Here is an 11,056-nt window from a genome sequence, read left to right on the forward strand (position 1 = left end):
GGGTCCGCCGCGCAGGCTCGACCGGTACATCACGAGCAGGCCGACCAGCACGACACCGGCCAGGGCGGCGCAGACGGCGAAGGTGGTCGGGATCGAGGTGGCGCCCTGCACCGGCCCGAGCACCAGCGGCGAGACGAACTGCCCGGTGAAGGTGGCGGTGGCCAGCACGGCGGTGGCCTGGCCCCGCTGGTGCGGCGGCACCTGCTCACCCACCATCAGGGTCAACGCGGGCACCGCCAGCCCCATCCCGATCCCGAAGATCGAGGGCGCGACCAGGAACAGGACCGGCAGCTCGGTCACCGCCAGGATGGCCAGCGCCACCGTCCACGTGGCGAAGGAGCCGATCACCAGGCGGGGGTTGCCGAGCCGGGCCCGCAGCGGCGCGTAGCCGAGGCCGACCACGCTCATCACCAGCGACATCGTCGCGGTGAACAGCGCCACCGTGAACGGGTTGGTGACCCCGATCTCGGCCAGCCGCAGCGGCAGGAAGACCAGCACGCCGTAGAGCAGGCCGCTGGCCACGAACTGGAGCCCGCAGAGCACCAGGACGCCGGCGGGCACGCTGAACAGCCGGCGTGGTTTCCCGCCGCCGGGTGCCGGGTGCGGGGCGCTGTCCGGCAGCAGCCGCAGCACCGCCAGGCCGAGCGGCAGGCCCAACAGGTAGACCGCGAAGGGGGCGTGCCAGGAGATCGCCCCGAGCGCACCGCCGACCAGGGGGAAGAAGATGCCGCCGAGGCTGATCGCGGTGCCCCGGTAGCCCATCGCCCGGTCCCGGGCCGCGCCGTCGAACAGGTTCAGCAGGCTGAGGGTGGTGCCGGTGAAGATCACTGCGGCGCCGACGCCGAAGACCAGCCGGCTGGCGATCAGCACCGGGTAGGAGGTGACGACCATGCCCGCCGCCCCGGCGACGCCGTAGAGCAGCAGGCCGGCGGCGAGCGGCCCGCGCACGCCCCACCGGTCCATCGCCTTGCCGATGACCGGGCCGGAGACGGCCAGGGAGAGCCCGTGGGCGGTGAGGATGAGGCCGGCGGCGCCCGAGCTGAGGCCGAGGTCGGTCCGGATCAGCTCGACGACCGGGACGAGCACCGCGCCGGCCATGACGGTCAGCGTGGAGGCCAGCAGCAGGACGGTGAGGGTCGACCGGTCACCCCGGGGCCCGGTTGGCGCGGGAACCGCCGCGTCCGGGCCCTTCACCGCCCGGCCCCGGAGGGTACGACGGCACGGTTTCGGCGCACGGCGGGCTGCCGCCGGGCACGGCGGAGCGGAGCGACGGTCATCGGATCAGCATTCACTGTGAGCGATCGGAGGGTCAAGTTTGTTCAACGCGTGTACCACGAGACTTCCATTCCCGTGGCGCGGCCGACGGTGTGGACCGTCGGCCGCGCCGCTGCCGCCGTCTCCGGTCAGAGCCGGGCGCCCACGTCGGCGCCGGTGCTCGGTCGCAGGAACGTGGAGGTCGGGATGGTGCCGTCCGCCGCCCGGGGGCCGGTGATCGTCGCCGGGTCGGTGCTCACCAGAGTCCAGGTACCGCCGAGGTTCCAGGAGTTGTTCGTGCCGGTGGAGCTGCCCAGCGAGGCGTTGGAGCCGGCGTTGCCGACCGACAGGTTGCGGTGCAGCGTCGACGTGGACCGGGAGACGTTGAAGCCGTCCCTGCCGTTGTCCCAGGCGGTGTTCCGCTCGAAGACCAGGGTGCCCGGGTTGCCGTTGTCGATGAAGCCGCTGGCCGAGTTGTCCCAGGCCATGCTGTTGCGGGTGACGTGGTTGACGGCCGGTCGGGGGTCGGAGCCGCCGCCGTTTTTGAACCCGTTGCCGTCCCCGGTGTAGTGGGGCAGGTTCCAGCGGTTGTACCCGTTGCCGTAGGCGACGCTGTTCTCGATCGTGATCGGGCTCAGGAAGAGCCAGGCGTCGAAGCCGTCGTCGGCGTTGTGCCACAGCCGCGCGCCCCGGACCACGTTGCCGGTGCCGGAGCCCTCCTTGATGGCCAGCCCGTCCGCGCTCTCGCCGTTCTTGCGCGGGTCACGGTTGCCGTAGCTGTCCAGGTCGATGATCTGGTTCCCCGACGAACTGCCCTGCAGGTGCAGGCCGGACTCGTAGTTGTCCCGGGTGACCAGCCGCTCGTACCGGCCGTTGTTGGTGTCCACGCCGAAGATGCCGTACGGGCCGTTGATGATCTCCAGGCCGACGAACCGCCACCAGTCGCCCTCGACGTGCAGGGCGCCCCGGTCGGCCCGGGGGATGCTGGAGTCCACCGCCCCCGGGGTGTACGGCATGTTCTCCCCGTCGATGACCACCCGCTCGTGCTGGTACGCGGTGAGGGTGATCGGCTGCGACGCGGTGCCGTCCTTGAGGATCTTGATGGTGACGCTCGGCGCGTAGGTGCCACCCCGCACGGCGATGGTGCCGCCGGGCTGCACCAGGTCGTGGGCGCGCTGGATGGTGCGCAGCGGCCGGGCCAGGGTGCCCGGGTTGGCGTCGTCGCCGGTGGTGGCCACGACCAGGGCGCCGGCGGCCGGCGGCGGGGTGGTCACCGGCGGCGTGGTGGGCGGCGGGGTCGTGGGCGGGGTGGTCGGCGGCGGGGTGGTGCCGCCCGGCGGGGTGGTCGGCGGGGTGCCGCCACCGCTGTCGACCACCACGTCGTCGAAGGTGGCCGAGGAGTACGCGGTCTGCAGGCCGATCCGCCCGGTGCTGCTCAGCGAAGTGCTGGCCTGGCCGACCAGGGCACCGTCCACGGTGCCCCGGACGGTGCTGCCGCTGACCTCGAGGGCGAGGCTGTACCAGGTGCCGGCGGCCACGGCCCGGGAGGTGGTGCCCAGCACGGTGACCGCACTGCCGCTGACCGCCTGCAACTGGACCTGGTTGGCGGGGAGCAGGGCCAGCCGGTAGAAGGTCGTGGACGTGGAGGCACGGGCGAGCAGGCTGACGTGGCCACCCGCGCCGAGGCTGACCGGCTTGACCCGGGCCCGCACCGTGTATCCGGTCCACCCGGTGCTGCCGGCGAAGAAGCGGGCGTTCTCGCTGCCGGCGTTGGACTGGCGGACGGCCGGGGAGCCGTCGGTGACGACGGACCAGGTGCCGCCGGACTTGGACCAGCCACCGGTGTCGCCGTCGGTGAAGTCGTCGCTGAAGAGGGTGGCGGCGGAGGCGGTGGTGGCGGTGGCGGCCACCAGGGCGAGCGCGGGCGCGAGCACCGCGACCAGGGCGAGGGCCAGCCGACGCTGGCGGGACGGACGCATGGGGCGTACCTCCGGGGACGGGGGTGGTGCCGGGCGGTGGTGGAGCAGGGTGGTGGGAGCTCAGGGGCGCGAAGGAAAGCGCTTTCTCGTGCAAGCTACGAGCAGGCATTCAACCCTGTCAACTCCCGCCGCCCCGCGACCAGGGCCACCGCCCGACCACGGTCCACAGAGAACGGAGACGGTCGCGGCCGGCGGTCAGTGGCGACTGAACAGCATCGCCCGGCCGTCGCGGATCCCGGCGATCTGGCCCCAGATGTTGATGTCGACCACCTCGTCGGTGGCACGCAGCCCCAGGGTGGTCAGGTCGAACATCCGGCCATCGCGCCAGAGGAAGGGCCGCCGCTCCCCCTCGGCGGTGTCGGCGTGCCCGATGACCTCACCCCGGTCGCTGACCGCCACCGCCCGACCGCTCGGACCACCCAGGGTGCCGAGGTCGCGGATGACCCCGTCGCGCCACAGGTACGGCCGCTCGACCCCCTCGGCGGTGTGCGAGTACCCGACGATCTCGCGCCGGTTGTTGACATCCGCCGGCTCGTTGAAGGACTGGTGGCCGAGCGTACCCAGCAGGGTCCGTTCACCCTGGTGGTAGCGGGCGCCGTAGCAGACGCAGCGCCCCGGGTTCCAGTTGCTGTTCCACTGGACGACGATGTCCTCCCAGTTGTTGATGAACGCCGGACTGCCGTGGTAGATGTCGTTGGTCTGCACCCAGCTCATCACCCCGTCCCGCCAGACGAAGGTGTCGTCCGCCCCCCGGAGCCCCTCGGCGAAGCCGACGACCGTGTTGTGGTCGTTGATGGAGTAGGCGTCGCTGACCCTGGAGGCCGGCCCCAGCAGGGTCACCTCGCCGCGATCCCACACCGCGGCCTCGTAGTACCCCGTCACCGGCGACGGCACCCGGCCCGCCACCACCCCCCGCTCGTTGATGTCGACCCCGAAGAACCCCCGAGCCTCCGGCGGCAGGGACAACGGCTCGAACCGCCCGTTCTGCCAGATCGCGGTGCCGTTGAGGACCTGCCCCCGGTCGTTGAGGGCCAGGGACCTGCTGCTGGCGGGAGAGCCGAGGTGCAGGGCGCGGTAGGGGCGCGGGTCGCGGTCGCGCTCGGCGGCCGGTGCGGCGTGGGCCGGTACCGCCGCGCCGCCGGTGACCGCGACGACGACCGTCAGCACGGCGGCGAGCAGCCGGCCGGGCCGACGGAGGACGCTGGTGGTTCGGTGCGCAGTGATTCGCATGGACGCTCCTGGTCCGAGCGGCACGGGAGCCGCGGCTACTGGGGAGAGCCTTACCACAACGCAGAGTAATGACATCGGCACCTACCAGCCACAGTGGAGCCAGAGCCGACCGCGAGGAGTAGGGAATCTGACAGCACGGCCGGAGAGAGGCACGCCGCCGCCCGTAGGGCATCCTAGGAGGATGGGTTGAATGGGTGCCGACGGTCGGCCATCCACGCGGCCCGCACACCCACCCTGGCGAGGTGGGTGTGCGGGTTGGTGGGCGGGCGGGCCGGTGCTCAGGCGGCGGCGCGGTCCCGTACCGGGCGACGGCGCCGGTCGGGCTGCGCGAGCGCCGGAAGCTGCCAGGCGCCGTCCGGGGCGTACAGGTTGGTGCCCGGCGGGACGATCTCGTCGATCCGGTCCAGGGTGGCGTCGTCCAGGCTGATCGAGGCGCCCTTGAGCAGGCCGTCGAGCTGTTCCCGGGTGCGTGGGCCGATGATCGTCGAGGTGACCGCCGGGTGCGCCGTGGTGAAGGCGAGCGCCAGCTCCGGCAGCGTGCAGCCGGCCTCCTCGGCCACCTCGACCAGCCGCTCGACCGCGTCGAGCTTCGCCGCGACGCCGGGCAGCGCCGGGTCGAACCGGGCCGGGGTGAGGGCGGCGCGACCGCTGGAGAGGTCGACCGGCTGGTCCCGCCGGTACCGCCCGGTGAGGAACCCCGAGGCGAGCGGGCTCCACACCAGCACCCCCATCCGGTACCGCTGGCACACCGGCAGCACCGCCGCCTCGACCTGCCGGGCCAGCAGCGAGTACGGTGGCTGCTCGGTGCGGAACCGGCCCAGCCCGCGTCGCTCGGCCACGTGGTGGGACTCGACGATCTCCTCCGCCGGGAAGGTCGAGCAGCCGAAGGCCCGGATCTTGCCGGCCGAGACCAGGTCGGTCAGGGCGGCGAGGGTCTCCTCGATGTCGGTGTTCTCGTCGGGCCGGTGCACCTGGTAGAGGTCGATCCAGTCGGTGCCGAGCCGACGCAGGCTCTCCTCGACGGCCTGCACGATCCAGCGGCGGGAGTTGCCCCGCCGGTTGCGCCCCTGCCCCATCTGGAAGTGGAACTTGGTGGCCAGGACGACCTCGTCCCGCCGGCCGTGCAGGGCCCGCCCGACGATCGCCTCCGACTCCCCCGCCGAGTACATGTCCGCCGTGTCGACGAAGTTGATGCCCTGGTCGAGGGCGGCGTGGATGACCCGGGTGCAGTCGTCGTGGTCCGGGTTGCCGACGGCGCCGAACATCATCGTCCCCAGGCAGTAGGTGCTGACCTCGATGCCCGTGCCACCCAACGTGCGGTACCGCATGACCCGTCCTCCCCTGCTGATGGCCCGGCGCCGCGAGCGTGCCGGGCGTCGATGGGCCTCACGGTAGGGGTTCGAGTCGGCTCGACGTCAACCGATGCGTGAACGACGCCACCCTCGCCGGCCGGCGAGGCCCGGCACGGAGATGTCGTACCGGTCCTTCATGATCCATGGCGTCACGACGGCGTCGGAGCGGTTTCCGGCGTCGGCGGCAGCACGGGCGACGCCGGTGGTCCCGGCGGATGGGGAGGTTCGGTAGTGGCGGACGCGGATCGGGCCGCGTGGCGGCGGCGGAGCGTGCTGCGGGTGGTGGCTCCCGCACGCGCCCGCAAGCTGGCCAAGGTGCCCTTCGTCGAGCTGGCCGACGGCCGGTTGCAGGGAGTGGTGTCCAGTGGCACGGACATCGAACGGGTCTACGTCTCGTCGGTGACCGCGACCACGCACGCCTACCACTGCAGCACCAACAACAACCGGCCCTGCGGGGGGCTGCGCGGTGCGCCGTGCAAGCACCTGCACGCCCTCGCCGACGAGGCCGTGGTGCAGTACGGGGTCGACCGGGTCGCCCGCTACCTGCGGGTCGAGGTCGACGACACGGTGGCCACCGGACGCCAGGTGCTGTCCCGGATGGACACCCGGCACGAGCCGACCCCGGCCGCCGTGGTGTTCAGCCGCTTCCTGCGCCACCTGGCGTACCTGGAACTCCCGGCGAGCCCCGCGCCGCTGCCCGAGCTGCAGTGGTTCCCGTCGACCGTGGCCGGCCGCTGATGCGGGGCACCCAGGTCGCGGCGCTGCGCGACGGCGTCCCGGCGGGGTTGCCCGACATCCTCGACGTCGTCGCCGGTTTCGACGAGGCGCTGGTCCGGGGGTTCGCCCGGGTCGGTGAGCAGGACGCGGCGGCGCTGGCCGCGCTCGCCGGCGCGCTGGCGGGGACCCCGCTGGGTGACCCGGTCGCCGAGGCGGCCGGCAAGGTGACCGCCGGCTCCGTCACCGCGGACCATCTCGCCGTCCTGGCCGGGGCCCGGTCGGCGCTGCTCGGCGCCGCGCACGACGCCCTCCTCGGTCAGCTCGACGCCGCGCTGGGGCGCGACCGGTCGCCGTGGCCGGTGACCGACCCGGCCGCCACGCCGGCCGGGCCCGAACCGGCCGGCGGTCCCGCCGCCGGGGCGCGGGCCTGGCTGCACGAGGTGGCCGTGAGCGGCTGGCGCGGGGTGGACCACGAGCTGCTCACCGCCGCCGGTACGCCGATCGAGACCGCCCTCGCCGTGCCCGGCCTGCGCCGGCTCGCGGTCCTGCTCGACGGTCTCACCGCCGAGCTGCGCGCCAGCGTGCCGGTCGGCACGATGCCGCAGGTCCCGGCCCGGCGGTGGGCGGACCTGTGGGCGCGGGGCATGCTGCTCACCCAGGCCGCGCCGCCGGCGGCGCCGGGCACCGGCACGGTCTCCGGCCGGCTGCTCCCGCTCGGCGTGGACCTGCACGAGCACGACACGGCGGTCCAGGCCCAGGTGCACGCGATCCTCGAACCGGCCGACGGGGGCCCGCCCCGGCTGGTCCGCACCACGGTCGGCGCGGCGAAGGTGGACACCATCGTCGGCCCGGCCGTCTGGGGCCTGCTGCGGGCCTGCCCGGTGCTGCTGGCCGCGCTCGCGCAGCGGCGGGCCGTGACCGTCACCGACGTCGCGCTGCACGGCGGCGACCTGCGCTGGGACGACGGCCGGGCCCGCCTCGGCGAGCCGGCCGACCCGTTCGCCACGGCCCGGGTGCTGCTCGGCCCGGCGACCGCCGCGCCGACCGCGCCGCTGGACCGGCACCCGGTCGCCATCGCCGAGCCCGTCCTGCTGGAGGGGCGCGTCGTGCGCGACGACGACGGCACGCTCACCGTCGACCTGGACGGCCACCCGGTCGCGGTGGACACCGACCGGCTGCCGGCCGGCGGGCCGCTCACCCCCGACCTGGTCGCCGCCGCGACGGCCCTGCTGGGGCTGCTGCGCTGGGACGACGGCTGGTCGGTGCAGCCGCTGGCGGTCCTGGCCACCGTGAAGAAACAGCCGGTCGAGGCGCACAACGGGGACTGGGCCGACGGCGTCACCGATGCCCGGGTGGCGAAGGCCGAGGCCAGGGCGGGCGACGCCGTGGCCGTGCTGCGCGAGCGCGCGGGACGGTTGCTGCGCCGATGACCGACATCGTGACCTCCGGCGCAGCCGCCGACGCGAACCGCCGTCAGGTGCTCTACTGGCGGCTGCTCGCCCGCCTCTTCGACCACGACGAGCAGCCCGCGCTGGAGACGGCGAGCATGGCCGTCGTCGACGACCTCGGCCTGCCCGCCGCGCTGTTGGACCCGTCGGTCTCGGTGGACACCGTGGTCCAGCGGTTCCCGGCCCTCGCCGACGAACTGCGCGGCCTGCTCGGCCCCACCGCTGCGGCCGACCAGTCCGGTGCGACCGGGCCGTCCGATGCCACCGGGCCGGCCGGTACGACCGGGCCGGCCGGTGCGACCGGGCCGGCGGAGGACACCGGCGGGTCCGACGCCACCGCCAACGGGGAGGCGCCGGCGGGGAACGGGATCGGCGCGGACGAGGTGCGCCGGGCCGCCCTGGTGTCCAAACTGCTGCTCAACGTCTTCTGCACCGGCTCCGGCCCGGTCAGCGCCGGGCAGTTGGCCCGCTGGCAGTCCGACGCCGGCTGGTTCGAGCAGGCCCTCGGCGTCGAGGCCGGTGAGCTGCGGCGGCAGAGTGCCGGGCTGGGCGCCACCCTGGCCGGGCTGGAGGGCGACCTGGTCAGCCGGATGCGGCTGCGCGAGGTGCTCGCCGACCCGGTGCTGGCCCGGCAGCTCACCCCGAGCATGTCCCTGATCGAGCAGTTGCTCCGGGACAAGGCCAACCTCTCCGGGGTGGCGCTGGCCAACGCGAAGGCGCTGATCCGGCGCTTCGTCGACGAGGTGGCCGAGGTGCTACGGACCCAGGTGGAGCAGACCAGCGTCGGTGCCATCGACCGGTCGGTGCCGCCGAAGCGGGTCTTCCGCAACCTCGACCTGAACCGCACCATCTGGCAGAACCTCACCAACTGGAGCCCGGAGGACGAGCGCCTCTACGTCGACCGGCTGTACTACCGGCGGACCGCCCGCAAGACCACGCCGTCCCGGCTGATCGTGGTGGTGGACCAGTCCGGCTCGATGGTCGACTCGATGGTCAACTGCACCATCCTCGCCTCGATCTTCGCCGGCCTGCCCAAGGTGGACGTCCACCTGATCGCGTTCGACACCCGGGCGCTGGACCTGACCCCGTGGGTGCACGACCCGTTCGAGGTGCTGCTGCGTACCAAGCTGGGCGGCGGCAACGACGGCCCGGTGGCGATGGCCATGGCCCGGCCGAAGATCGTGGAGCCCAGGAACACCGTCATGGTCTGGATCTCGGACTTCTACGAGTTCGGTCGCTCCCAGGCGCTGTTCGACGGGATCGAGGCCGTGCACCGCTCCGGGGTGCGGTTCATCCCGGTCGGTTCGGTCAGCAGCTCCGGCCAGCAGAGCGTCAACCCGTGGTTCCGCCAGCGGCTGAAGGACCTCGGCACCCCGGTCATCTCCGGCCACATCCGCAAACTCGTCTTCGAGCTCAAGAGCTTCCTCACCTAGGAGACCCCGCATGTCCGATATGCTGCGCGCCCCCGCCGAGGTCAAGTACGCCGACGAACTCGCCTACCTGGAGTCGGTCGACACCGGCCCGAAGCCGTTCTCCTGGCGGCTCAGCCCCCGGATGGTCCGGCTGTTCATCCTCGGCTCGGAACGCGCCGACGGTCTGGACCGGGACATCCCGCAGAAGTGGTTCGGCGACCGCAGCTTTGTCGAACGCAGCATCGTCACCCTGGCCTCGGACCGAGGGCTGCTGCTCATCGGCGACCCCGGCACCGGCAAGAGCTGGCTGGCCGAGCTGCTGGCCGCAGCGGTGTGCCGCAACTCCACCCTGGTCGTGCAGGGCACCGCCGGCACCACCGAGGACCACATCAAGTACTCCTGGAACGTCTCGATGGTGATCGCCAAGGGGCAGTCCCGGGAGTCGATGATCCCCTCGCCCATCATGACCGCGATGGAGCAGGGGGTGATCGGCCGGTTCGAGGAGCTGACCCGCTCCACCAGCGACGTGCAGGACGCGCTGATCTCGATCCTGTCGGAGAAGTACGTCTCCATCCCCGAGCTGGACCACGACAACATCGTCTTCGCCAAGCCCGGCTTCTCGATCATCGCCACCGCGAACAGCCGGGACCGGGGGGTCAACGACCTCTCCTCGGCGTTGAAGCGGCGGTTCAACTTCGTCCGGATCCCGGTGGTGTCCAACAAGAAGAGCGAGGCGGAGATCGTGCGGTTCCGGACCGAGGAGTTGCTGCGTCGGCACCGGATCGACCTGGACGTGCCGCCCACCCTGTTGGACATCCTGTTGCAGAGCTTCGCCGACCTGCGGGCCGCCGCCGCGTCGGCGACCAGCGACGACGAGAAGCTGGAGTCGGCGCTGTCCACCGCCGAGCAGATCGGCGTCCTGGAGGACGCCATCCTGCACAGCCAGTTCTTCGGCGACCGGCAGCTCCGCGCGGAGACCCTCGCCGGCTCGCTGATGGGGTCGCTGGCCCGGCGCAGCCCGGAGGACCTGGCCATCCTCAACAAGTACCTGCACGGCGTGGTGGAGCCCCGGGCCAAGCAGGGCGGCGGGGAGTGGACGGCGTTCCTCGACGGTGGCCGCCAGGCGATCGCGTCGCTGTCATGACGGTGCCCGACCTCTCCCCCGCCGCCGGGCCCGCCCCGGGGGCCGCGCCGTTCGCGGCGCTGCGCCAGCAGCTCGCCGACGCGGCCACCGCCTTCGCCGGCTCCCCGGACGCGCTCGCCGAGATCCTCGCCGGGATCGTCGACGACGTCGACCGGGCCCTCGGCGAGCGGCTGGAGATCTTCCCGGTGTGCCACCACTCGCCGGCCTCCGCGCTGGCCATGGTGCGCCGGCTGCGCGTCAAGCAACCCCGGGTGATCTACCTGGAGCTCTGCGAGGACCTGCGGCCCCTGCTCGACGAGCTGAGCCGGTGCCGGCTGCCGGTGGCGGTGCAGGCGTTCGCCTCCGAGGTGGACGGCTTCCCCGCCGCGTGGGCGCCGCTGAGCGTCGTCGCCCCGGTCACCGAGGCGTCCGCCGAGTACCAGGCCATCGCGTACGCGCTGGAGACGCCGGGGGTGGAGCTGGTGCTGGTGGACCGCTCCACTGACCACGTCTTCCAGTGGTCGCCCCGGACCGCGCCCGA

General features: G+C 73.1%; 8 protein-coding genes and 1 pseudogene. 5 read left to right on the plus strand and 4 right to left on the minus strand.

What is annotated here, in order from left to right; genetic code table 11:
* From AWW66_RS29145 to AWW66_RS29160, 4 genes are all read right to left on the minus strand, one after another.
* A partial coding sequence (locus tag AWW66_RS29145) for an MFS transporter (protein WP_067373065.1) occupies window positions 1–1,194 on the minus strand: 1,194 nt, incomplete at its 3' end.
* Between the two features lie 209 nt (window positions 1,195–1,403).
* Window positions 1,404–3,233, minus strand: a complete 1,830-nt coding sequence (locus tag AWW66_RS29150) for a right-handed parallel beta-helix repeat-containing protein (RefSeq protein WP_157528105.1) — start codon at window positions 3,231–3,233, stop codon at window positions 1,404–1,406.
* A 195-nt stretch (window positions 3,234–3,428) separates the two neighbouring features.
* Window positions 3,429–4,463: an HAF repeat-containing protein gene (locus tag AWW66_RS29155; RefSeq protein WP_067373068.1), complete on the minus strand. Its 1,035-nt coding sequence runs from the start codon at window positions 4,461–4,463 to the stop codon at window positions 3,429–3,431.
* Between the two features lie 278 nt (window positions 4,464–4,741).
* Entirely contained in the window at window positions 4,742–5,791 is a 1,050-nt protein-coding gene (locus AWW66_RS29160) for an aldo/keto reductase (protein ID WP_067373072.1), read from the minus strand.
* Window positions 5,792–6,085: 294 nt separating this feature from the next.
* On the opposite strand from AWW66_RS29160, the gene AWW66_RS29165 reads away from it, so the two are divergent.
* The 5 genes and pseudogenes from AWW66_RS29165 to AWW66_RS29185 form a co-directional block, all read left to right on the plus strand.
* Window positions 6,086–6,553, plus strand: a complete 468-nt coding sequence (locus AWW66_RS29165) for a hypothetical protein (protein ID WP_083979135.1) — start codon at window positions 6,086–6,088, stop codon at window positions 6,551–6,553.
* Window positions 6,553–7,962 carry a hypothetical protein gene (locus AWW66_RS29170; RefSeq protein ID WP_067373088.1) on the plus strand — a complete coding sequence of 470 codons (1,410 nt, stop codon included), beginning with the start codon at window positions 6,553–6,555 and terminating at the stop codon, window positions 7,960–7,962. Before AWW66_RS29165 ends, AWW66_RS29170 begins: the two co-directional genes overlap by 1 nt.
* Complete coding sequence (locus AWW66_RS29175; protein WP_067373078.1) at window positions 7,959–9,413, plus strand: VWA domain-containing protein; 1,455 nt, start codon at window positions 7,959–7,961, stop codon at window positions 9,411–9,413. Before AWW66_RS29170 ends, AWW66_RS29175 begins: the two co-directional genes overlap by 4 nt.
* A gap of 10 nt (window positions 9,414–9,423) precedes the next feature.
* On the plus strand, window positions 9,424–10,536 hold the full coding sequence (locus AWW66_RS29180; RefSeq protein WP_067373082.1) for an ATP-binding protein: 1,113 nt from the start codon (window positions 9,424–9,426) through the stop codon (window positions 10,534–10,536).
* Window positions 10,533–11,056, plus strand: a pseudogene (locus AWW66_RS29185) (DUF5682 family protein); the annotation flags it as partial. The gene AWW66_RS29180 and the pseudogene AWW66_RS29185, both read left to right, overlap by 4 nt.

This window comes from Micromonospora rosaria, from assembly GCF_001567585.1.
Taxonomy (GTDB): domain Bacteria; phylum Actinomycetota; class Actinomycetes; order Mycobacteriales; family Micromonosporaceae; genus Micromonospora; species Micromonospora rosaria.